At 71.5% G+C, this 20,450-nt stretch carries 23 protein-coding genes; 16 read left to right on the top strand and 7 right to left on the bottom strand.

What is annotated here, in order from left to right:
* Positions 1 to 2 precede the first annotated feature (2 nt).
* From fabG to ACFY7E_RS15675, 3 genes are all read left to right on the top strand, one after another.
* Entirely contained in the window at positions 3 to 722 is a 720-nt protein-coding gene (fabG, locus tag ACFY7E_RS15685; protein ID WP_389485042.1) for a 3-oxoacyl-[acyl-carrier-protein] reductase, read from the top strand.
* 5 nt (positions 723 to 727) lie between these two features.
* Positions 728 to 1,504, top strand: coding sequence for an enoyl-ACP reductase FabI (fabI, locus tag ACFY7E_RS15680; protein WP_389485040.1), 777 nt, complete (start codon positions 728 to 730; stop codon positions 1,502 to 1,504).
* Between the two features lie 173 nt (positions 1,505 to 1,677).
* Entirely contained in the window at positions 1,678 to 2,091 is a 414-nt protein-coding gene (locus ACFY7E_RS15675; protein WP_389485037.1) for a hypothetical protein, read from the top strand.
* On the opposite strand, the gene ACFY7E_RS15670 is transcribed toward ACFY7E_RS15675, so the two are convergent.
* On the bottom strand, positions 2,027 to 2,740 hold the full coding sequence (locus ACFY7E_RS15670; RefSeq protein WP_389485035.1) for a FadR/GntR family transcriptional regulator: 714 nt from the start codon (positions 2,738 to 2,740) through the stop codon (positions 2,027 to 2,029). The genes ACFY7E_RS15675 and ACFY7E_RS15670 overlap by 65 nt on opposite strands.
* A 64-nt stretch (positions 2,741 to 2,804) precedes the next feature.
* On the opposite strand from ACFY7E_RS15670, the gene ACFY7E_RS15665 reads away from it, so the two are divergent.
* The 4 genes from ACFY7E_RS15665 to ACFY7E_RS15650 all read left to right on the top strand — a co-directional run bounded on the left by ACFY7E_RS15665 (position 2,805) and on the right by ACFY7E_RS15650 (position 5,320).
* Positions 2,805 to 4,226: a CynX/NimT family MFS transporter gene (locus ACFY7E_RS15665; RefSeq protein WP_389485032.1), complete on the top strand. Its 1,422-nt coding sequence runs from the start codon at positions 2,805 to 2,807 to the stop codon at positions 4,224 to 4,226.
* A 17-nt stretch (positions 4,227 to 4,243) separates the two neighbouring features.
* Complete coding sequence (locus ACFY7E_RS15660; RefSeq protein ID WP_260321902.1) at positions 4,244 to 4,360, top strand: SGM_5486 family transporter-associated protein; 117 nt, start codon at positions 4,244 to 4,246, stop codon at positions 4,358 to 4,360.
* A 202-nt stretch (positions 4,361 to 4,562) separates the two neighbouring features.
* Entirely contained in the window at positions 4,563 to 4,766 is a 204-nt protein-coding gene (locus tag ACFY7E_RS15655) for a hypothetical protein (RefSeq protein WP_389485028.1), read from the top strand.
* Positions 4,767 to 4,801: 35 nt separating this feature from the next.
* Positions 4,802 to 5,320 (top strand): SixA phosphatase family protein, encoded by a 519-nt coding sequence (locus tag ACFY7E_RS15650; RefSeq protein ID WP_389485026.1) that lies wholly within the window; start codon positions 4,802 to 4,804, stop codon positions 5,318 to 5,320.
* A gap of 149 nt (positions 5,321 to 5,469) precedes the next feature.
* On the opposite strand, the gene serB is transcribed toward ACFY7E_RS15650, so the two are convergent.
* Positions 5,470 to 6,699, bottom strand: coding sequence for a phosphoserine phosphatase SerB (gene serB, locus ACFY7E_RS15645; protein ID WP_389485023.1), 1,230 nt, complete (start codon positions 6,697 to 6,699; stop codon positions 5,470 to 5,472).
* A 244-nt stretch (positions 6,700 to 6,943) separates the two neighbouring features.
* On the opposite strand from serB, the gene ACFY7E_RS15640 reads away from it, so the two are divergent.
* Positions 6,944 to 9,553, top strand: coding sequence for an FHA domain-containing protein (locus tag ACFY7E_RS15640; protein ID WP_389485021.1), 2,610 nt, complete (start codon positions 6,944 to 6,946; stop codon positions 9,551 to 9,553).
* Between the two features lie 70 nt (positions 9,554 to 9,623).
* Here ACFY7E_RS15640 and ACFY7E_RS15635 read toward each other — a convergent pair whose 3' ends face one another.
* On the bottom strand, positions 9,624 to 10,400 hold the full coding sequence (locus tag ACFY7E_RS15635) for a transglycosylase SLT domain-containing protein (RefSeq protein ID WP_389485018.1): 777 nt from the start codon (positions 10,398 to 10,400) through the stop codon (positions 9,624 to 9,626).
* A gap of 497 nt (positions 10,401 to 10,897) precedes the next feature.
* On the opposite strand from ACFY7E_RS15635, the gene ACFY7E_RS15630 reads away from it, so the two are divergent.
* From ACFY7E_RS15630 to ACFY7E_RS15620, 3 genes are all read left to right on the top strand, one after another.
* Positions 10,898 to 12,043 (top strand): GAF domain-containing sensor histidine kinase, encoded by a 1,146-nt coding sequence (locus tag ACFY7E_RS15630; protein ID WP_389485015.1) that lies wholly within the window; start codon positions 10,898 to 10,900, stop codon positions 12,041 to 12,043.
* A complete protein-coding gene (locus ACFY7E_RS15625) occupies positions 12,036 to 12,680 on the top strand; it encodes a response regulator (RefSeq protein ID WP_389485012.1) in 645 nt (214 codons plus the stop codon). Before ACFY7E_RS15630 ends, ACFY7E_RS15625 begins: the two co-directional genes overlap by 8 nt.
* A gap of 153 nt (positions 12,681 to 12,833) precedes the next feature.
* Positions 12,834 to 13,073: a chaplin gene (locus ACFY7E_RS15620; RefSeq protein WP_389485009.1), complete on the top strand. Its 240-nt coding sequence runs from the start codon at positions 12,834 to 12,836 to the stop codon at positions 13,071 to 13,073.
* A 96-nt stretch (positions 13,074 to 13,169) separates the two neighbouring features.
* Here ACFY7E_RS15620 and ACFY7E_RS15615 read toward each other — a convergent pair whose 3' ends face one another.
* The gene (locus tag ACFY7E_RS15615) at positions 13,170 to 13,961 is read right to left on the bottom strand and encodes a hypothetical protein (protein ID WP_389485007.1); all 792 of its coding nucleotides are present in this window, start codon (positions 13,959 to 13,961) and stop codon (positions 13,170 to 13,172) included.
* Between the two features lie 136 nt (positions 13,962 to 14,097).
* Between ACFY7E_RS15615 and ACFY7E_RS15610 the strand changes: the two genes are divergently transcribed.
* The 4 genes from ACFY7E_RS15610 to ACFY7E_RS15595 all read left to right on the top strand — a co-directional run bounded on the left by ACFY7E_RS15610 (position 14,098) and on the right by ACFY7E_RS15595 (position 17,296).
* Entirely contained in the window at positions 14,098 to 14,895 is a 798-nt protein-coding gene (locus ACFY7E_RS15610; RefSeq protein WP_389485004.1) for an ABC transporter ATP-binding protein, read from the top strand.
* Between the two features lie 71 nt (positions 14,896 to 14,966).
* Complete coding sequence (locus ACFY7E_RS15605) at positions 14,967 to 15,398, top strand: NfeD family protein (protein ID WP_389485002.1); 432 nt, start codon at positions 14,967 to 14,969, stop codon at positions 15,396 to 15,398.
* Positions 15,399 to 15,491: 93 nt separating this feature from the next.
* On the top strand, positions 15,492 to 16,430 hold the full coding sequence (locus tag ACFY7E_RS15600) for an SPFH domain-containing protein (RefSeq protein ID WP_365550228.1): 939 nt from the start codon (positions 15,492 to 15,494) through the stop codon (positions 16,428 to 16,430).
* Positions 16,431 to 16,522: 92 nt separating this feature from the next.
* Positions 16,523 to 17,296, top strand: coding sequence for a sulfite exporter TauE/SafE family protein (locus ACFY7E_RS15595; protein ID WP_389484999.1), 774 nt, complete (start codon positions 16,523 to 16,525; stop codon positions 17,294 to 17,296).
* 77 nt (positions 17,297 to 17,373) lie between these two features.
* Here the strand turns inward: ACFY7E_RS15595 and ACFY7E_RS15590 are convergent, their stop codons facing one another.
* The 3 genes from ACFY7E_RS15590 to ACFY7E_RS15580 all read right to left on the bottom strand — a co-directional run bounded on the left by ACFY7E_RS15590 (position 17,374) and on the right by ACFY7E_RS15580 (position 19,440).
* Positions 17,374 to 17,880, bottom strand: coding sequence for an HNH endonuclease (locus tag ACFY7E_RS15590; RefSeq protein WP_389484997.1), 507 nt, complete (start codon positions 17,878 to 17,880; stop codon positions 17,374 to 17,376).
* A 154-nt stretch (positions 17,881 to 18,034) separates the two neighbouring features.
* Positions 18,035 to 18,574 (bottom strand): YbhB/YbcL family Raf kinase inhibitor-like protein, encoded by a 540-nt coding sequence (locus ACFY7E_RS15585; RefSeq protein ID WP_389484995.1) that lies wholly within the window; start codon positions 18,572 to 18,574, stop codon positions 18,035 to 18,037.
* A gap of 83 nt (positions 18,575 to 18,657) precedes the next feature.
* Positions 18,658 to 19,440 (bottom strand): sporulation protein, encoded by a 783-nt coding sequence (locus tag ACFY7E_RS15580; protein WP_383446182.1) that lies wholly within the window; start codon positions 19,438 to 19,440, stop codon positions 18,658 to 18,660.
* Positions 19,441 to 19,526: 86 nt separating this feature from the next.
* Here ACFY7E_RS15580 and ACFY7E_RS15575 point away from each other — a divergent pair, with 86 nt between their 5' ends.
* A complete protein-coding gene (locus tag ACFY7E_RS15575; protein WP_389484992.1) occupies positions 19,527 to 20,189 on the top strand; it encodes a DNA-3-methyladenine glycosylase in 663 nt (220 codons plus the stop codon).
* The last annotated feature ends 261 nt before the right edge of the window (positions 20,190 to 20,450 follow it).

Here is a 20,450-nt window from a genome sequence, read left to right as displayed (position 1 = left end):
CGTTGAGCCGCTCGGTTCTCGTCACCGGAGGAAACCGGGGCATCGGCCTCGCCATCGCCCGCGCGTTCGCCGAGGCCGGCGACAAGGTCGCGTTCACGTACCGCTCCGGCGAGCCGCCGGCCGCCCTGGCCGAGCTGGGCTGCCTGGCCGTGAAGTGCGACATCACCGACGGCGAGCAGGTGGAGCAGGCGTACAAGGAGATCGAGGAGAAGCACGGCCCGGTGGAGGTCCTCGTGGCCAACGCCGGCGTGACGAAGGACCAGCTCCTCATGCGCATGTCCGAGGAGGACTTCACCTCCGTCGTCGACACCAACCTCACCGGCACCTTCCGGGTCGTCAAGCGGGCCAACCGCGGGATGCTGCGCGCCAAGAAGGGCCGCGTCGTCCTGATCTCCTCGGTCGTCGGCCTCCTCGGTTCCGCGGGCCAGGCCAACTACGCGGCCTCCAAGGCCGGTCTGGTCGGCTTCGCCCGCTCCCTCGCGCGCGAGCTGGGCTCCCGCAACATCACCTTCAACGTCGTCGCCCCCGGCTTCGTCGACACCGACATGACCGCGGTGCTCAGCGACGAGCAGCGCGCGGGCATCGTGTCCCAGGTGCCGCTGGGCCGGTACGCGCGGCCCGAGGAGGTCGCCGCCGCGGTGAGGTTCCTCGCCTCCGACGACGCCGCGTACATCACTGGAGCCGTCATCCCGGTTGACGGCGGATTGGGCATGGGTCACTGATCACCATGAGTGGAATCCTCGAGGGCAAGCGCATCCTCATCACCGGTGTGCTGATGGAGTCCTCCATCGCCTTCCACACCGCGAAGCTGGCCCAGGAGCAGGGTGCGGAGATCATCCTCACGGCCTGGCCCCGGCCGACGCTGACCGAGCGCATCGCCAAGAAGCTGCCCCGGCCCGAGAACGTCAAGGTCCTGGAGCTCGACGTCTCCAACGACGAGCACCTCGCGCGTCTGGAGGGCCAGGTCCGCGAGCACCTCGGCGACCGCCTCGACGGCGTCGTGCACTCGATCGGCTTCGCCCCGCAGGACGCGCTCGGCGGCAACTTCCTCAACACGCCGTTCGAGTCCGTCGCCACCGCGATGCACGTCTCGGCCTTCTCCCTGAAGTCCCTGACGATGGCGCTGCTGCCGCTGATGAGCGAGGGCGGCTCCGTCGTCGGCCTCACCTTCGACGCGCAGTACGCCTGGCCGCAGTACGACTGGATGGGCCCGGCCAAGGCCGCCCTGGAGGCCACCAGCCGCTACATGGCCCGTGACCTGGGCAAGCAGGACATCCGCTGCAACCTGATCTCGGCGGGCCCGCTCGGCTCGATGGCCGCCAAGTCCATCCCGGGCTTCGACGGGCTGGCCTCCGTCTGGGACAGCCGCTCCCCGCTGGAGTGGGACCTCACCGACCCGGAGCCGGCCGGCCGCGGCATCGTCGCGCTGCTCTCCGACTGGTTCCCGAAGACGACGGGCGAGATCATCCACGTCGACGGCGGTCTGCACGCGATCGGCGCCTGACGCCTGCCGTACGTACGAGAAGGGCCGTGTGCCCGCCCCCCGGGGGCGGTGCGCGCGGCCCTTCTCCGTCTCCCGAACGCCGAAATCGAACACTCGACTCGAAAAGTAGCCCGAACGACCCCAGACTGGTGCAGAGCGTGAAGGTCTGCTGCTGACGGGGAGGAGGTACGGGCATGCGCGCGATACGTCACGGATTCGGGGCGTTCGCCTCGGTCGCCGTGCTGCTGACCGGGGTCGCCCTCGCCGCCGAGGTGCGCGCGGCACCCGCCCCGGCCCGGGAGCGGCCCGCCCCGGCCGCCGGGGAACCGGAGAACTTCGGTGCCTCCTGCCGCACCGACGTCGAGGGCTCCCGCGTCACGGCCCACTGTCAGAACCCGTACCCGCGCACCGACCGGGTCCGCCTCCACGTCGAGTGCGAGCAGTGGTGGGACGTCGACACCGACAGCGCCCCCGTGGACGTCGGCCCCGCCGACTACGCCCAGCTCACCGGCCGCTGCTGGAAGGAGGTCCGGTCCGCCTGGATCACGCACCAGCCGGCGGACCCGGATCCGTCCGCCGCTCCGGCGCCGGGCTCCGCAGGCACATGAAGGGGTAGCCGGCCGCCTCCGCGCCCGCCCGCTCCGCGTCGCCCTCGCGGATCGCGTCCACCAGGCGCGCGTGGTCCATGTGGTTCTCCGGCCGCAGCTCCTGCCCCACGTCGTCCCGCAGCCACTGCCGCAGCAGATCGCCCAGGTCCGCGTAGAGCTCGGTGAGGACCTCGTTGCCCGAGGCGGCGACGACCGCGTGGTGGAAGGCCGCGTCGGCGGTCACGAACCGCTCCGCGTCCCCCGTCCCCCACGCCTCCTCGCGCCGTACGAGCAGGGCGTCGAGCTGCTTGAGGTCCCGCTCCGTGCGCCGCTCCGCCGCGAACCGCGCGGCGGCGGACTCCAGCGTCGAGCGCAGCTCGGCGACGTGCCGGGGGTCGGAGCCCGCGAAGCGCCGGTGCATGACGCCCGCCAGCTCGCTGGTGGCGGCCACGTACGTGCCGGAGCCCTGCCGGATGTCGAGCAGCCCGTTGTGCGCGAGCGCGCGGACCGCCTCGCGCACCGTGTTGCGGGCCACGCCCAGCTGCTCGACCAGCTCGGGCTCGGTCGGGATGCGCGAACCCACCGGCCACTCGCCGGAGGTGATCTGGTTCCGCAGCTCGGCGATCACCTGGTCGGAGAGACCTGCGCGCCGGGGGTGGCCGAGGGCCATGGAGGCACCTTCCCATTCGTTCGAGATTGGACAACCAATCATCCCATGATTCTATGATGGCTCCATGCCCGACGAGCCGAAGACCCTCGACCACGCCGCCCGACCGGCCGCCACCGCCGGGGATTCTCCCGCACCGGACCACGCCCGCCCCGCCGGTACGGAGCTTCCGGCCGCTCAGACCGGTTCGGCCACCCGGACCGACCCGGCAACCCGGACCGGCCCGGCCTCCCCGGCCACCCCGCCCGCCCCGGACCGGCGCCGGTTCCTCGTCGCGGTCACCGTCGGACTCGTCCTGGCCGCGCTCAACCTGCGCCCCGCCATCACCAGCCTCGGCGCCCTCCTCGAAGAGGTCAGCGAGGGCCTCCACATGAGCGGCACCGTCGCCGGCGTCCTCACCTCCGTGCCGCCGCTCTGCTTCGCGGTCTTCGGCATCACCGCCCCGCGCCTCGCCCGCCGCTTCGGCCCCGCCGCCGTCGTCTGCGCGGGCATGGCCGCGATCTTCACGGGCCTCGTCCTGCGGCCCCTCGCCGGCGGCACCGCCGCCTTCCTCGCCGCCAGCGCCCTCGCCCTCATGGGCATCGCCGTCAGCAACGTCCTGATGCCCGTCATCGTCAAGCGGTACTTCCCCGACCGCGTCGGCACCATGACCGGCCTCTACTCCATGGCGCTCGCCCTCGGCACCTCCGTGGCCGCCGCCGCGACCGTCCCCCTGACCGACGCCCTCGGCGGCGACTGGCGCCTCGGCCTCGGCGTCTGGGCGATCCTCGCCGCCCTCGCCGTCCTGCCCTGGCTCCCGCTCCTGCGCGACCGCGACCACGACCGCGTCTCCGGCGTTTCCCGTGCCTCCCGCACCTCCCGTACGGAAACGGGGGCCGCGGCCGCCGCCGAAGCCCCGGTCCAGGCCGCGCCCCGCGTCACCCGCAGCCGCACCGCCTGGGCCCTCGGCGCCTTCTTCGGCCTCCAGGCCACCGGCGCCTACATCACCATGGGCTGGATGCCGCAGATCTTCCGCGACGCCGGCGTCCCCGCCTCCACCGCGGGCGTGCTCCTCGCCGTCACCATGGTCATGGGCGTCCCGCTCGCCTTCGTCATCCCCCGGCTCGCCACCCGCATGAAGACCCAGGGCCCGATCGTCGTCGCCCTCGCCCTGTGCGGCCTCGGCGGCTACACCGGCCTCTTCCTCGCCCCGGCCGCCGGAGCCTGGGTCTGGGCGGTGCTGCTCGGCGTCTCCAACTGCGCCTTCCCGCTCGCCCTCACCATGATCGGCATGCGCTCGCGCACCGGCACCGGCGTCGTCCGCCTCTCCGCCTTCGCCCAGAGCGTCGGCTACCTCATCTCCATCCCCGGCCCCCTCCTGGTCGGCGTGCTCTACCAGCACAGCGGCGGCTGGGGACTGCCCATCGCGCTCATGGGGGGCCTGATGGTGCCTCAGATGATCGTCGGAATCCTCGCGGGCCGGGACCGGACGGTCGAGGACGAATGCTGAGATGCGAGACTGTTCCCATGCCAGTCCTCGAACCCAACCCCCCGAACGGCCAGAAGAAGCTGCTCGCCGTGTTCGGCGCGATGATCGCCATCACCGTCGTCATCGGCGTCATCGCCTCCATCGCCGCTCCCTGAGCCCCGCCCAGTGAGTCCCGCTCCGTGAATCCCGCCCTATGAACCTCCCCCCCGTGACCTTCCGGCAGGGGGGACAACCCCCGCATCCCCTAGGGGGCGGGTCTCAGGGTCTAGTGGGTGGATCACCGGATGGGCCGCCGTCTCCGCGCTCCGTACGTTGGGAGACGACGGCGAAAGCGGAGACCCATCCACGGAGGCGGCCATGTCGGTCCGTACGCGCAGCGGCACCAGCACCACGGCGACCGGTGTCGACACCCGGCTGTCCTGGTGGGCCCTCGCCCTCCCGGCGGCCGCGTTCGTCGCCCTCCTGCTGCTCATGACCGGGCCGGGAGAGGCCCGCGCGACCGGGGGAGACCCGACGGTCGGACGGCTCCTGGAGCAAGTCCGGCAAACGCTCCCTCTCTGAGTCGGAGCGGACGGTTTCGTGCGAAGCTGTGGACCATGAGCGTCGATACACCCCGCAGGATCGTGCTGCTCCGGCACGCGAAGGCAGACTGGCCCCAGGTGTCCGACCACGAGCGGCCCCTGGCCGAACGAGGCCGCTCGGACGCCCCCGTCGCGGGCCGCAGGCTCGCCGAGACCGGTATCGGCTTCGACCTGGCCCTCTGCTCGACCGCCGTCAGAACCCGCGAGACCTGGAAGCTCGTCGTGCACGAACTGCCGGAGCGCCCCAGGACCGTGTACGAGGACCGGCTGTACGAGGCCTCGCTCGGCGACCTCATCGCCCTGCTCAACGACGTCCCGGACGAGGTCTCCGACCTCCTGGTCATCGGCCACAACCCCGGCGTGCACGCCCTCGCCGACGCCCTCGCGGGCCGGGCCGAGGGCGACGCCGGGTCCCGTATGAACCGCAGCGGCTTCCCGACCTCCGCCTTCGCCGTCCTCGCCTTCGACGGCTCCTGGAAGTCGGTCGAGCACGGCGTCGGCACGCTCGTCGACTTCTGGACCCCGCACGACTGACGAGGGCCGCACCCCTCCCGTACGCACCGGTCTCCGTACGTACGCCCCCGGGTCCTCGTGCGTACGCACCGGTCTCCGTACATATGCACGAGGGCCCGGCCGTCCCCAGGACGACCGGGCCCTCCGCGCCGCGCCGGACCGGCGGCGGCTCAGTGCAGCAGGTCCTCGCCGCCGTCCGCGGCCTCGACCTCCTCGCGCGTGATCCCGAGCAGGTAGAGCACGGTGTCCAGGAACGGCACGTTCACCGCCGTGTCGGCGGCCTTGCGCACCACCGGCTTGGCGTTGAACGCCACCCCGAGCCCGGCCGCGTTCAGCATGTCCAGGTCGTTGGCCCCGTCGCCGATCGCCACGGTCTGCGCCAGCGGCACCCCCGCCTCCGCGGCGAACCGGCGCAGCAGCCGCGCCTTGCCCGCCCGGTCCACGATCTCCCCGGTGACCCGCCCGGTGAGCTTCCCGTCCACGATCTCCAGGGTGTTGGCCGAGGCGAAGTCCAGCCCCAGGCGCTCCTTCAGATCGTCGGTGACCTGGGTGAAGCCGCCGGAGACCACCCCCACCTGGTAGCCGAGCCGCTTGAGCGTACGGATCAGGGTCCGGGCCCCGGGCGTCAGCCGCACCTCGGCGCGCACCTTGTCCACCACCGAGACGTCGAGGCCGGCGAGCAGCGCCACCCGCGCGTGCAGGGACTGCTCGAAGTCCAGCTCGCCGCGCATCGCGGCCTCCGTCACCTCGGCGACCTTGTCCTCGCAGCCCGCGTGCGCCGCGAAGAGCTCGATCACCTCGTCCTGGATCAGGGTCGAGTCCACGTCCATGACGACGAGCCGCTGGGCGCGCCGGTGCAGACCGGCGGAGACCACGGCCACGTCGACCCCGATGGTGTGCGCCTCGACGGCGAGCGCGGTCCGCAGCGGCTCGGTCTCGCAGCCCGAGACCGCGAACTCGACCGCCGTCACCGGGTACTTCGCGAGGCGGAAGACACGGTCGATGTTGCCGCCGGTCTCCGCGATCCTGGCCGCTATGGCCGCCGTCCGCTCCGCCGTGAGCGGGTTGCCCAGCACGGTGACGTGCGAGCGCCCCTCGCCCCGGGGGCGGTTGTCGCCCGTGCCGGAGATGATCTCGGCCTGGAGCTTCAGCGACTCGGCCCAGCTGTGCACGGTCGCCCGGAGCTCGCCCTGCGACGCGACGGTCGGCTCGGTGACGAGCGCGCACAGCACGAGGCGGCCGCGCGAGACGACCTGCTCGATGTCCACGACGTCGACGGAGTAGGCGGCGAGGGTGTCGAAGAGTCCCGCGGTGATCCCGGGGCGGTCCTTCCCGAAGATCTTGACGAGAAGGGTGGGAACGTCCGAGGGGGGAACGTCTGAGGTCTGCGATGCGCTCATGGTGGTTCCACCGTATCGGGCACCGCGCGCCCCCCGGCCCCCCGTCCCGCGTACCGGACACCCGGACGGCCCTCCGGCGACCCGCCCGTGCCCCACCCGCGGCCCTCCCGTGTTCCACCCGCGTTCCCGGCCGCACCCCGCCCGCGCCCCGACTTTCGGAGAGGGGACCGGGCCTGAAATAGTTCCCCCCGGATGTTCGCCATCCCTGGACTCCCAGCGACGGGGGTACATCGGGGGACAAGTAGTGGGGCGTGGAGTGCCAGAACTCGTACTGGAATTGAATGGAAGGACCTGGACCCTCGATCCGTCCAGGTCGTACACCGTGGGCCGGGACCCGCAGGGGGACCTGGTCCTCGACGACGCCAGGGTCTCGTGGCGCCACGCCACGATCAGCTGGAGCGGCCGGAGCTGGGTCATCGAGGACCACGGCTCCACGAACGGCACGTTCGTCCGGGGGCAGCGGGTCCACCAGACGGAGATCGGCCCCGGCTCGGCCGTCCACCTGGGCAACGCGAACGACGGCCCGCGGCTGAATCTCGCCGCCGGAGCCCAGGCCGGGCACCAGCCCCAGCAGCCCGCGCAGCAGCAGTCTGCACAGCAGCAGCAGGCGGCCCGTCCCGTCCCGGCCCACCAGGCCGCGGAGCAGGCCGAGTGGGTCACGCACCAGGCACCGCCGCAGCACCAGCCGCACCAGGCACCGCAGCACCAGCCGCCGCACCAGGTGTCGAAGCACCAGGATCCGCCGCGGCCGAACTGGCAGCAGCAGCCCGCGCAGCCGCAGGTCCCGCACCAGCAGGGGCACGGTCACCCCGGCGCCGCCGCGGGGGCGTCGTCGGCCTACTCCGACCGCAGCCCCACCACGTTCCACGAGCTGTCGCTCGGCCGCGTCATGCGCATCGGCCGTGCCCTCGAGAACGAACTGGTCGTCTCCGACCTCCAGGTCTCGCGCCACCACGCCGAGTTCCACGCGACGCCCGACGGGCGCTTCGAGATCCGCGACCTCGGCTCGCACAACGGCACGTACGTCAACGGCCAGCCGATCCCCAAGGGCGGCACGGCCCTCCTCGGCCCGCAGGACATCGTCGGCGTCGGCCACTCGACCTTCCGCATCGTCGGCGGCCAGCTGGAAGAGTTCGTCGACACCGGCTCGGTCTCCTTCTCGGCCCGACACCTCACGGTCACGGTCGACGGCGGCAAGCAGATCCTCAAGGACGTCACCTTCGGCGTCCCGGAGAAGTCGCTGATCGGCGTCATCGGCCCGTCCGGCTCCGGCAAGTCCACCCTCCTCAAGGCGCTGACCGGCTACCGCCCGGCCAACGAGGGCGACGTCCTCTACGACAACCGGAGCCTCTACAAGCAGTTCGCCGAGCTGCGCCAGCGCATCGGTCTGGTCCCGCAGGACGACATCCTGCACAAGGAGCTGACCGTCCAGAAGGCGCTGCGCTACGCGGCCAAGCTCCGCTTCCCCGGCGACACCGCGACCGCCGAGCGCGAGGCCCGCATCGACGAGGTGCTGCGCGAGCTCAAGCTCGACATCCACAAGGAGAAGAAGGTCACCTCGCTCTCCGGCGGCCAGCGCAAGCGCGTCTCCGTGGCCCTGGAGCTCCTCACCAAGCCCTCGCTGATCTTCCTGGACGAGCCGACCTCCGGCCTCGACCCGGGCATGGACCGCGACGTCATGCAGCTGCTGCGCGGCCTCGCGGACGACGGCCGCACGGTCCTCGTCGTCACCCACTCGGTGGCCGAGCTGGGCCTGTGCGACAAGCTGCTCGTGATGGCGCCCGGCGGCTCGGTGGCGTACTTCGGCCCGCCGGAGGAGGCGCTGAACTTCTTCGGCTACTCCACCTGGGCCGACGTCTTCTCCGCCTTCGAGAACTACCGCGACTACGACTGGGCGGGCCGCTGGAAGGGCTCGCAGCACTACCAGATGTACGCCGCGGACATCGACGCCGTCGCCGCCCAGCCCGTCCAGGTGCCGCAGCAGGCGATGTCCCGCCCGCCGAAGCCGCAGGGCTGGGGCTCCCAGCTGTGGACCCTGATCCGCCGCTACGTCTCGGTGATCGCGTCCGACAAGGGCTTCCTGGGCCTGATGGTGATCCTGCCGGCCGTCCTCGGCGCGGTCTCGGTCGTCATCCCGGCGGACTTCGGGCTCGGCTCGCCGACCCCGCCGTCCCGCTTCAACGGCGACGCCGGAACGATCATGCTGATCCTCGCGGTCGGCATGTGCTTCAGCGGCGCCGCCAACTCGGTCCGCGAACTGATCAAGGAACGGGTCATCTACGAACGGGAGCGCGCCACCGGCCTCTCCCGCTCCGCGTACCTGATGTCCAAGGTGATCGTCCTCGGCCTGATCACGGCCTTCCAGGGCGTTATCATCTGCGGCATCGGCTTCTCCACCCGGGCGCTCCCCGAGGAGGGCCTCTTCATGCCGCCGGCCGTCGAGCTGTGCGTCCAGGTCATCGCCCTGGGCCTCACCTCGATGATGTTCGGCCTGGTGATCTCCGCGCTCGTGAAGACCGCCGAGAAGACCATGCCGCTCCTGGTGATGTTCGCGATCGTCCAGGTCGTCTTCACCGGCATCCTGTTCCAGGTGTACGGCTCGCCCGGCCTGGAGCAGTTCGCCTGGCTGATGCCGTCGCGCTGGGGCATCGCGGGCGCCGGCACCACCCTCGACCTGGGCCGGCTGATGCCGCCGTGGGACCCGAAGAACCCCACGGACACCGACCCCCTGTGGGAGCACACGGCCGGGCAGTGGGGCATGGACCTCGGCGTCCAGCTCCTGATGGCGGCCGTCTTCTGCGTGGTCGTGGCGCGACTGCTGCGCCGCCACGAGCCCGAGGTCATGCGCAAGTAGGCGACCGCGCGACAACGCCCGAGGGCGGCACCCGCACAGGGGTGCCGCCCTTCGGCGTACCGGCGCGCGATCAGTACGCGCTGTTGACGTTGTCCATCGAGCCGTAGCGGTCGGCGGCGTAGTTGCAGGCCGCGACGATGTTGGCGACCGGGTCGTACAGGTCGAACTTGGTGCCCTTGACGTGGTACCGCTCGAAGGTCGGCTGGATGACCTGGAGCAGACCCTTCGAGGGGATGCCGTTGATGGCGTTGATGTCCCAGTTGTTGATGGCCCGGGGGTTGCCGCTGGACTCCCGGATGATGTTGCGGTGGATGCCCGCGTAGGTGCCCGGGATGTCGTGCTTGTCCATGATGAACAGCGCCTCGCGGATCCAGCCGTCGAGGTTGTTCGCGAAGACCGGGGTGCGGGTGACGGAGCGGTTGGCGGCGGCCTTCTCGGCGGCGCGCTTCTCCGCGGCGGCCCGGGCCTTCGCCTTGGCGGCGGCCTGGGCCTTCGCCTGGGCCTGGGCGACGGCCTTGGCCTTCGCGGCCTTGGCCTCGGCGGCGGCCTTCGCCTGGGCGGCCAGGTTCGCCTTCGCCTTGGCCTCCTGCTGAGCCTTCAGACCGAGGGCGGTCTGCTGCTCGTTGAGGCTGGCGGCCAGCGCCTTGGCCTGGGTGCTGTTCGCGTTGTAGGACCACGCGACCTGCTGTGTTCCGGAGAGAGCCTGCGGCTCGGTCTCGGTGGAACCGTTGCCGGGCACCAGGGAGAGCGTGAGCGCGGCGGCACCCAGAGCGGCGACGCCGGCGATCGTGGCCTTGTGGGTCTTCTTCAGACCACGACGACTGTGGCCAAAGGTGTTCGCAGACATGCAGGACTACCTCTTCGAATCGCTGGGGGTCGCTCCGGCCGGGGGCGGCACGCGCCTCACTCGGCGGCGACGGATGCAATTCTTAGCGGCAGCAAAATGCGCTGGCAAAGGTGTGACGTACGAAGCCGGATAGTGGATCGGGGGGTCGAGGGCGGCCCGTGCGGCGTCCTGTGTGCCCGTTTTTCTCCGTCCTTATCCGACCTTAAGGTCTCTACTAAGGAACTTCGTAAGTGACGTGCGTCCTATGCGGCGCCTCACACGGGGGAGACCCCGGAGTCACCCCGAGTTGCTCAAGCAACTCGCACGGTGAGCAGCCTCCTCCGTAGGGAGGAGAAGAGCGCCCCCGAACTCCCGCCGGAGACGGGGACCCCTCGCCACCACGGCGTACGGGCCCCCACGCCCGCCGGAACGGACCCTCCGACCTAGGTCCCGAGGCCCGCCCCGGCCTCGTCCCCGGACGGATACGGACGGTCACACCCCGCCGGTACGGTGAACACATGAGCCATCGACCGAGCTCCGGCCTCACCGCCGTGAGCACCGCGATCCTGGCGATGAGCCGCCACCTGGAGGTCCACGACGTCCTCAAGACGATCGTGGCCTCGGCCCGCGAGCTCCTCGACGCCGAGTACGCGGCCCTGGGCGTCCCCGACGACCACGGCGGCTTCGCCCAGTTCGTGGTCGACGGCGTCAGCGACGAGCAGTGGCGGGCGATCGGCCCGCTGCCCCGCCAGCACGGCATCCTCGCCTCGATGCTCCACAAGGCCGAGCCCGAGCGGCTCGCCGACGTCCGCGAGGACCCCCGCTTCGAGGGCTGGCCCGACGCCCACCCCGAGATGTCCGACTTCCTCGGCCTGCCCGTCAGGGACGGCGACGAGATCCTCGGCGCCCTCTTCCTCGCCAACAAGCGCTGCGCCAAGGAGGACGGCAGCTGCGGCTTCACGGCCGAGGACGAGGAGCTGCTCTCGACCCTCGCCCAGCACGCGGCCATCGCCCTCACCAACGCGCGCCTGTACGAGCGCAGCCGCGAGCTCACCATCGTCGAGGAGCGCTCCCGCCTCGCCCACGAGCTGCACGACGCCGTCAGCCAGAAGCTGTTCTCGCTCCGGCTGACCGCCCAGGCCGCCGCCGCCCTCGTCGACCGCGACCCGGTCCGCGCCAAGGGCGAGCTCCAGCAGGTCGCCGCGCTCGCCGCCGAAGCCGCCGACGAGCTGCGCGCCGCCGTCGTCGAGCTGCGCCCCGCCGCCCTCGACGAGGACGGCCTCGTCCACACCCTCCGTACCCAGATCCAGGTCCTGGACCGGGCCCACTCCGCCCGGGTCACCTTCGAGAGCCCGGGCACCCGCGCCCTGCCGGCCGCCCAGGAGGAGGCCGTCCTCCGGGTCGCCCAGGAGGCCCTGCACAACGCCCTGCGGCACGCGGACGCCGAGCTGGTCCGGGTCTCCCTCACCCGCAGCGGCCAGGGCGCCCGGCTCACCGTCACCGACGACGGCAAGGGCTTCGACCCGCGCACGGTCCGCAGCGCCGGACGCCACCTCGGACTGGTCTCCATGCGGGACCGGGCGGGCGGCGTCGGCGGACGGCTCACCGTCACCTCGGCCCCGGGCGGGGGCACCACGATCGAGATGGAGGTTCCCGGTGGCTGACAAACCGATCCGTGTCCTGCTGGTCGACGACCACCAGGTCGTCCGCCGAGGCCTGCGCACCTTCCTGGAGGTGCAGGACGACATAGAGGTCGTGGGAGAGGCCTCCGACGGCGCCGAGGGCGTCGCCCGCGCCGAGGAGCTCCGCCCCGACGTGGTCCTCATGGACGTGAAGATGCCCGGTACGGACGGGATCGAGGCCCTGAAGCGGCTCCGCGAGCTCGCCAACCCCGCCAGGGTCCTGATCGTCACCAGCTTCACCGAGCGGCGCACGGTCGTCCCCGCCCTCCGCGCCGGCGCCTCCGGGTACGTCTACAAGGACATCGACCCCGACGCCCTGGCCGGCGCGATCCGCTCCGTCCACGCCGGGCACGTCCTCCTCCAGCCCGAGGTCGCCGGCGCGCTCCTCTCCCAGGACGACTCCCACGGCGGTACGGGACGGGGCCCGTCCCTCACGGAACGGGAGCGCGAGGTCCTCGGCCTGATCGCGGACGGGCGCTCCAACCGCGAGATCGCCCGCGCCCTCGTCCTCTCCGAGAAGACGGTCAAGACGCACGTCTCGAACATCCTGATGAAACTCGACCTCGCGGACCGCACCCAGGCGGCCCTCTGGGCGGTGCGCCACGGCCTCACCCGCTGACGCGCCCCCGCCGCGCGCCGGGCGCACGACCGTTCACCCCTTCATACCGTCGTGTGTACGTCCCCCGTTCGGCGCAACCTCCCGGGAGGCGGGGCGTTCTCCATGGCGTGCTGCGGCGGACCGGCCGCAGCGACGACCAGGAGGAAACACCAAGTGAAGAAGCTCAAGAAGGCCGCCGCCCTCACCATGGTCGCCGGCGGCATCGTCGCCGCCGGTGCGGGCGTCGCCTCCGCCGACGCCGGTGCCGAGGGTGCGGCCGTCCACTCCCCGGGCGTCGCCTCCGGCAACCTGGTGCAGGTCCCGGTCCACGTCCCCGTGAACGTCTCCGGCAACACGGTCGACGTGATCGGCCTGCTCAACCCGGCCTTCGGCAACGGCGCCGTCAACGACTGACCCGCCGCCGCGACCCCCGGCCCCGGACGATCCCCCCGGAGCCGGGGGTTTCCCCCGTCTCCACCGAACCCGCCGGGGACCGTCGCGAAAGCCCCCTCAGAACCCCCGCTCCCGCTCCCTCTCCTCCACGTACGCGTTGTACGCGGCGACCCGCGCCCGCCGGGCCACCCGCTCCACCGGCCGCAGCGCCTCCCCCCGCGCCGCGATCTCCGACGCGCTCACCGCGCCCCCGTGCCCGTGGTCGTACGCCAGGTCCACGAGCAGGCCGATCCGCTGCGCCAGCTCCAGGACCCGGACCGCGCGCGGCGGGTAGCCCGGGGCCAGGACCTCGCGGCCCGCCTCCGACCGCGCCCGGTACGCCTCCCGCGCCGCGTCCGCCGCCGGGCCCGAGGCCGCCACGTCGAGCCGGGTCAGCACCGCCGTCGCGTCCCGCAGCGCCTCCGCCAGCTCCCGTTCCGCCTCGCCGAGCGACGGCACGTCCGCCGGCGGCGCCTCCCGCACCGCGAGACACCGCCACACCACCGCCACGTGCACGTCCCCCGCCGGACCCGCCTCCGCGACCTCCGGCACGAGCCCGTACGGCGCGCCGAACCCCACCACGGCCTCCTCCGCCTCCAACGCGCGCGCGTTGAAGTCCGGCGGCCCGCTCAGCCCCAGCGGATGCCCCGGCGCCGGCAGCGCCACCCGCCACCCGGTCACCCCGAGCCGCCGCAGCCGCCCCAGGGCCAGCGTCAGCCCCACCGGCCCCGCCTCACCCGGCAGCCCCTCCACGCGGTGCACCGCGTCCTCCCCGACAATGGCCGACGCCGCCTCGTCCGGCGACACCGCTCCGGCCAGCAGGGCATTGCCCCATGCGGCCAGACGTCCTGAGCGTGGTTCCGAAAGCATCCCCCCAGACTAAGGAACCGGGGGAAACACCAGGGCCTGTCCGGCCCGCTCCGTCGATAACGTAGGTTTTCCCCTGGACGCCGCGCCCGCCGGCGCAAGGCGACGACACTCGACCGCAAGGGGAGACAACGCGCTCATGAGCGATGTACTGGAGCTGGTGGACGTATCCGTGGTCCGCGACGGACGGGCTCTGGTGGACGACGTCTCCTGGTCGGTCAAGGAGGGCGAACGCTGGGTGATCCTCGGCCCCAACGGCGCCGGCAAGACCACCCTCCTGAACGTCGCCTCCAGCTACCTCTTCCCCACCAAGGGCACCGCCCGCATCCTGGGCGAGCAGCTCGGCGGCGTCGGCACCGACGTCTTCGAACTCCGCCCCCGCATCGGCATGGCCGGCATCGCCATGGCGGAGAAGCTCCCCAAGCGCCAGACCGTCCTCCAGACCGTCCTCACCGCCGCGTACGGCATGACGGCCACCTGGAACGAGGACTACGACCCGGTCGACGAGGACCGCGCCAAGGCCTTCCTCGACCGCCTCGGCATGAACGACTACCTGGACCGCAGGTTCGGGACCCTCTCCGAGGGCGAGCGCAAGCGCACCCTGATCGCCCGCGCGATGATGACCGACCCGGAGCTCCTCCTCCTCGACGAGCCCGCCGCCGGCCTCGACCTCGGCGGCCGCGAGGACCTGGTCCGCCGCCTCGGCCGCCTCGCCCGCGACCCGTACGCCCCCTCCATGATCATGGTCACCCACCACGTGGAGGAGATCGCCCCCGGCTTCACCCACGTCCTGATGATCCGTCAGGGCAGGGTCCTCGCCGCCGGCCCCGTCGAGACCGAGCTCACCTCCCGCAACCTCTCCCTCTGCTTCGGCCTCCCGCTGATCGTCGAGCGCCTGGAGGACCGCTGGACCGCCCGCGGCCTGCCGCTGAAGTGACCGGCCGGGCGCCGTGACCGCACAGCACCGCGCCCTGTCCCGGAAGCACCCCACCGCCCTACCATGACCGTGTGGACATCGACGCGTGGGTGTGGTGGCTGATCGTCGCGGTGGGGCTCGGCATTCCCCTGGTCCTCACCGCGATGCCGGAATTCGGCATGTTCTCCGTGGGAGCGGTCGCGGGAGCGGTGACCGCCGCCCTCGGCTTCGGCATCGTCCCCCAAGTACTCGTCTTCGTCGTCGTCTCCGTGGCGCTCGTCGCGGTGGTGCGCCCGCTCGCCGCCCGCCACCGGGGCGACAGCCCCGGCCTCTCCAGCGGCGTCGACGCCCTGAGAGGGCGTCAGGCCGTCGTCCTGGAACGGATCGACGGCGGCGGCGGGGGCCGCGTCAAACTCGCCGGAGAGATCTGGTCCGCCCGCGCGCTCGACGCCGGACAGACCTTCGAACCGGGCGAACAGGTCGACGTCGTCGAGATCGACGGCGCTACCGCCGTGGTCATGTGACCGAACCTCGCCCATGACGTTCCGGCGTCTGCGAGACTCGATCATCGAAAGCAAACCGGCAGTCAACCGGCAGCGAAGGGCACGGGGAACACGATGTCAGCAGTCATCATCGTCCTGATCATTCTGGTGGTGCTCGTCTTCATCGCCCTGATCAAGACGATCCAGGTCATCCCGCAGGCGAGCGCGGCGATCGTCGAGCGCTTCGGCCGCTACACCCGCACGCTCAACGCCGGACTGAACATCGTCGTCCCGTTCATCGACTCGATCCGCAACCGGATCGACCTGCGCGAACAGGTCGTCCCCTTCCCGCCGCAGCCGGTGATCACCCAGGACAACCTGGTCGTGAACATCGACACGGTCATCTACTACCAGGTCACCGACGCCCGGGCCGCCACCTACGAGGTCGCCAGCTACATCCAGGCCATCGAACAGCTCACCGTCACCACCCTCCGCAACATCATCGGCGGCATGGACCTGGAACGGACCCTCACCTCCCGCGAGGAGATCAACGCGGCCCTGCGCGGCGTCCTCGACGAGGCCACCGGCAAGTGGGGCATCCGAGTCAACCGCGTCGAGCTCAAGGCCATCGAGCCCCCGACCTCCATCCAGGACTCGATGGAGAAGCAGATGCGCGCCGAGCGCGACAAGCGCGCCGCCATCCTCACCGCCGAGGGCACCCGCCAGTCCGCGATCCTCACCGCCGAGGGCGAGAAGCAGTCGCAGATCCTGCGCGCCGAGGGCGAGGCCAAGGCCGCCGCACTGCGCGCCGAGGGCGAGGCCCAGGCCGTCCGCACGGTCTTCGAGGCCATCCACGCCGGCGACCCCGACCAGAAGCTCCTCTCCTACCAGTACCTCCAGATGCTCCCGAAGATCGCCGAGGGCGACGCCAACAAGCTCTGGATCGTGCCCAGCGAGATCGGCGACGCCCTCAAGGGCCTCTCCGGCGCCTTCGGCAACATCGGAGCCGGCACCCCCGGCTTCAACACCCGGACCGGCGCGCCCGAAAGGCGAGACGAACCGCCGGTTGACTGACACGTACACGTAATCCTCGTGCATGATCGGTACGAGCCCCTCGACCCCGACGCCCTCGGAGCGGGGAGGCGACCCACCGATCCTGTAAGGAGATGGCGTTGTCCATCTGGGAAGCCCTGGCGGTCTTCGCCGCCGGCATCGGCGCCGGCACCATCAACACCATCGTGGGATCGGGAACGCTGATCACGTTCCCGGTCCTCCTGGCGACCGGACTGCCACCGATCACCGCCAACGTCTCCAACGCCCTCGGCCTCGTCCCCGGCTCCGTCAGCGGCGCCATCGGCTACCGCCGCGAACTCAAGGGCCAGAGGAAGCGCATCCTCCGCCTCGGCGCCGCCGCCCTCGTCGGCGGCCTGATCGGCGCGATCCTGCTCCTCGCCCTCCCGTCCGACGCCTTCGACGCGATCGTCCCCGTCCTCATCGGACTCGCCCTCGTCCTGGTCCTCCTCCAGCCCCGCATCGCGGCGGCCGTGCAGCGCCGACGCGAGCGGACCGGGTCCGAGGCGCACCCCGACGGCGGCCCCGCCCTCCTCGTCGGCCTCCTCCTCGCCAGCGTGTACGGCGGATACTTCGGTGCAGCCCAGGGCGTGCTCTACCTCTCCCTCATGGGCCTGCTGCTCCACGACGACCTCCAGCGCGTCAACGCCGTCAAGAACATCCTCGGAGCCCTCGTCAACGGCGTCGCCGCCGTCTTCTTCCTCTTCGTCGCCGACTTCGACTGGACGGCCGTCCTCCTCATCGCCGTCGGCTCCACGATCGGCGGCCAGCTCGGCGCCAAGGTCGGACGCAGGCTGTCGCCCACCGTCCTGCGCGGGGTGATCATCGCCGTCGGCGTCGTCGCCATCCTCCAGCTGACCCTCGGGTGACACGGAAGGGCCCGCCTCCCATCGGGGAGACGGGCCCTCGCACACACGGCATACGCATGGAATCCGCGGGTACGCGTCTATGCGGCGGAGCGGGCCAGCCACTCCGGCAGCGCGGACCGCTCGCTCGCCCGCAGCGCGAGCAGCATCGCGTCCGCCGGAGTCGGCTCGAACGGCTGGTGCAGCAGCGGCATCCCCGCCTGCTCCGGCGTCCGGTCGGCCTTGCGGTGATTGTCCTCGGCGCAGGACGCCACCGTGTTCAGCCAGGTGTCCCGGCCCCCCTGGGCCCGCGGCACGACGTGGTCGACCGTCGTCGCCCGTTTCCCGCAGTACGCGCACCGGTGCTGGTCCCGGACCAGCACCCCCCGTCTCGACCACGGCGCCTGTCTTCGGAAGGGCACCCGGACGTACCGGCAGAGCCTGATCACCCGGGGCACCGGCAGATCGACGGCGGCACCGCGCACCCGCAGCTCGGGATGGGCCTGCTCGACGACGGCCTTGGCCTGCAGCACGAGCACCACCGCACGGTTCAGAGTGACCGTCGACAGCGGCTCGAAGCTCGCGTTGAGTACCAGCGTGTCCCGCATGTTGCCCACCTCCCGTGTGCCGGCCCACCCCCTGGCGGGCTTGGATCAACGATGGCCGGGCCGGCCGGGTCGGACAACGCAATTTCCCGCGAAACAAAAGGTGCCCGCTTCTGATCTCTCCAAGACCAGAAGCGGGCAAACAACAAACGAACGATCAGCCTGCCGCGGGAGCCGCGTACTCACCGACCAACTGCGCACGGCCCAGCGTGTGGAACCGCAGGTTGAACCCGACCGCCGCCGGCGACGCGTCGGCGTCCGGCCCGAGCTTCTCGGCGTCCACCGCGTACACCGTGAAGACGTAGCGGTGCGCCGGGTCCCCGGCCGGGGGAGCGGCGCCGCCGAACTCCTTCGCGCCGTAGTCGTTCCGGGCGTGCACGGCACCGGCCGGCAGCCCCTCGAACGCACCCGACCCGGCACCGGCCGGCAGCTCCGTCACCGACGCCGGGATGTCGAACAGCACCCAGTGCCAGAACCCGCTGCCCGTCGGGGCGTCCGGATCGAAGCAGGTGACGGCGAAGCTCTCGGTCTCCGCCGGGAACCCCTCCCAGCGCAGCTGCGGCGAGGTGTTCCCCTCCGCGTACACCTGAGCGTCCTTCAGGACCCCGCCCGGCGCGATGTCGTCGCTCACCACGGTGAACGCCGGCACCGGCGGATGGAAGTCGTGGGGGAGCGGCGCCCTCTTGCCCTCGGACACGTAGAAACCCTCCGTATCGCCCGTCGCCGCCGCGGCCGTCCTGCCTCGCGGCCCGATGCCCCGGCGGCCTTACGGACCCGAGCCTAGAGCCAGTTGCGACGGCCGCCGACCTCGGCGAGCCACTGGTTCAGGTAAGCCGCCCAATCGGTGGTGTGGAAGTCGTGCAGCCCCACCTTGAAGGACCGGTAGGAGTCGCTGCCCTCGGTGAACAGGCCCGGCTTCTTGTCCATCTCCAGGACGACGTCCATCTCGCGGTCGTCGGCGACGAAGCTGACCTCGACCTGGTTCAGGCCGTGGTACTGCTGCGGCGCGAAGAACTCGATCTCCTGGTAGAAGGGCAGCTTCTGCCGCGTCCCCCGGATGTGACCCCGCTCCATGTCCGCGCTCTTGAACCGGAAGCCCAGCTGGAGGAAGGCGTCCAGGATCGCCTGCTGCGCGGGCAGCGGGTGCACGTTGACCGGGTCCAGGTCACCGGAGTCCACGGCGCGGGCGATCTCCAGCTCCGTGGTCACACCGATGTGCATGCCGCGCAGCTGCTGCCCGGACACGGCGGTGATCGGCGTCTCCCACGGGATCTCCAGCCCGAACGGCACCACGTGCACCGCACCGGCCTGCACCTGGAAGGCCCCGCCGAGGCGCACCTTCACGAACTCGATGTCCTGCTTGTGCTCCTGGTCGCCGCCCTCGACCTCGACGCGCGCCTGGAGCCCGACGGACAGCCCCTCGATCTGCTGGTCGACGCTGCCGCCCTGGATCCGCACCTCACCCTGGACGACCCCGCCCGGAACCACGTTCTCCTCGGTGAGCACCGTCTCCACGGTGGCCCCACCGGCACCCAGGCTCGCGAGCAGCTTCTTGAATCCCATGGCTTTCACTCCTTCTGGTCCTGACCCCTACATACGCGCGAAGACGGTAACCGGTTCCGCGCCGGCCCCCATTACGCTCGGACGCCATGAACGAGAGCCCCGACCGTACGCCGCTCCCGCGGTCCTTCTTCGACCGCCCCGTCCTGGAGGTCGCCCCCGACCTCCTGGGACGCACCCTCGTCCGCACCACGGAGGAGGGACGGATCGAACTGCGCCTCACGGAGGTGGAGGCGTACGCCGGTGAGATCGACCCGGGCTCGCACGCCTTCCGTGGACGGACGGCCCGCAACGCCGTCATGTTCGGCCCGCCCGGACACGTGTACGTGTACTTCACCTACGGCATGTGGCACTGCCTCAACCTGGTGTGCGGCCCTGAGGGCAGCGCGAGCGGGGTCCTGCTGCGCGCGGGGGAGATCGTGAGCGGCGCCGAGCAGGCCCGCCCCCGCCGCCGCTCGGCCCGCAAGGACGAGGAGCTGGCCAAGGGCCCGGCCCGCCTGGCCACCGCCCTCGACGTCGCGCTCTCCCTGAACGGGGAGGACGCATGCGGCGACCCGGACGCCCCGCTCACCGTCCTCACCGGCATCCCGCCGGCCCCGTCCCTCGTCCGCAGCGGCCCCCGCACGGGCGTCGGCGGCGAGGGCGCCCCGCACCCCTGGCGCTTCTGGATCGAGGGCGACCCGACGGTGAGCCCGTACCGCGCCCACACCCCCCGCAAGAGGCGCCTTGACTCCGGCCGACGAAGTGCGTAATGTGGCCCGAGCCGCTGGATCAGGGCCTGCTTCTTCAAGCACCCCCTGCAGTGGCCACCCACTACTCATGAAGATTCCCTCGGCGAGGGCGTATTTCGGCGTGCCGTAATGCGTTTCAAATGACTCGATTATGAGTCACCGGGGAAATCCGCTAAAGTAGTGACCACGCCGGAAGGGCCCGGAGCGAAAGCGAATGGGACCGGAAAGCACCGAGGAAATCGGATCGGAAAGATCTGATAGAGTCGGAGACGCAAGACCGAA

This window comes from Streptomyces sp. NPDC012825 (assembly GCF_042900925.1).
Taxonomy (GTDB): Bacteria; Actinomycetota; Actinomycetes; order Streptomycetales; family Streptomycetaceae; genus Streptomyces.
Note: the sequence above shows the minus strand (reverse complement) of the source record. Positions and strands in the feature narration are given on the sequence as shown.

Coding starts and splice junctions, on each gene's coding strand:
- fabI (WP_389485040.1), top strand. CDS start 728: ATGAGTGGAATCCTCGAGGGCAAGCGCATCCTCATCACCGGTGTGCTG.
- ACFY7E_RS15675 (WP_389485037.1), top strand. CDS start 1,678: ATGCGCGCGATACGTCACGGATTCGGGGCGTTCGCCTCGGTCGCCGTG.
- ACFY7E_RS15670 (WP_389485035.1), bottom strand. CDS start 2,740: ATGGCCCTCGGCCACCCCCGGCGCGCAGGTCTCTCCGACCAGGTGATC.
- ACFY7E_RS15665 (WP_389485032.1), top strand. CDS start 2,805: ATGCCCGACGAGCCGAAGACCCTCGACCACGCCGCCCGACCGGCCGCC.
- ACFY7E_RS15660 (WP_260321902.1), top strand. CDS start 4,244: ATGCCAGTCCTCGAACCCAACCCCCCGAACGGCCAGAAGAAGCTGCTC.
- ACFY7E_RS15655 (WP_389485028.1), top strand. CDS start 4,563: ATGTCGGTCCGTACGCGCAGCGGCACCAGCACCACGGCGACCGGTGTC.
- ACFY7E_RS15650 (WP_389485026.1), top strand. CDS start 4,802: ATGAGCGTCGATACACCCCGCAGGATCGTGCTGCTCCGGCACGCGAAG.
- serB (WP_389485023.1), bottom strand. CDS start 6,699: ATGAGCGCATCGCAGACCTCAGACGTTCCCCCCTCGGACGTTCCCACC.
- ACFY7E_RS15635 (WP_389485018.1), bottom strand. CDS start 10,400: ATGTCTGCGAACACCTTTGGCCACAGTCGTCGTGGTCTGAAGAAGACC.
- ACFY7E_RS15630 (WP_389485015.1), top strand. CDS start 10,898: ATGAGCCATCGACCGAGCTCCGGCCTCACCGCCGTGAGCACCGCGATC.
- ACFY7E_RS15615 (WP_389485007.1), bottom strand. CDS start 13,961: ATGCTTTCGGAACCACGCTCAGGACGTCTGGCCGCATGGGGCAATGCC.
- ACFY7E_RS15610 (WP_389485004.1), top strand. CDS start 14,098: ATGAGCGATGTACTGGAGCTGGTGGACGTATCCGTGGTCCGCGACGGA.
- ACFY7E_RS15600 (WP_365550228.1), top strand. CDS start 15,492: ATGTCAGCAGTCATCATCGTCCTGATCATTCTGGTGGTGCTCGTCTTC.
- ACFY7E_RS15595 (WP_389484999.1), top strand. CDS start 16,523: ATGGCGTTGTCCATCTGGGAAGCCCTGGCGGTCTTCGCCGCCGGCATC.
- ACFY7E_RS15590 (WP_389484997.1), bottom strand. CDS start 17,880: ATGCGGGACACGCTGGTACTCAACGCGAGCTTCGAGCCGCTGTCGACG.
- ACFY7E_RS15580 (WP_383446182.1), bottom strand. CDS start 19,440: ATGGGATTCAAGAAGCTGCTCGCGAGCCTGGGTGCCGGTGGGGCCACC.
- ACFY7E_RS15575 (WP_389484992.1), top strand. CDS start 19,527: ATGAACGAGAGCCCCGACCGTACGCCGCTCCCGCGGTCCTTCTTCGAC.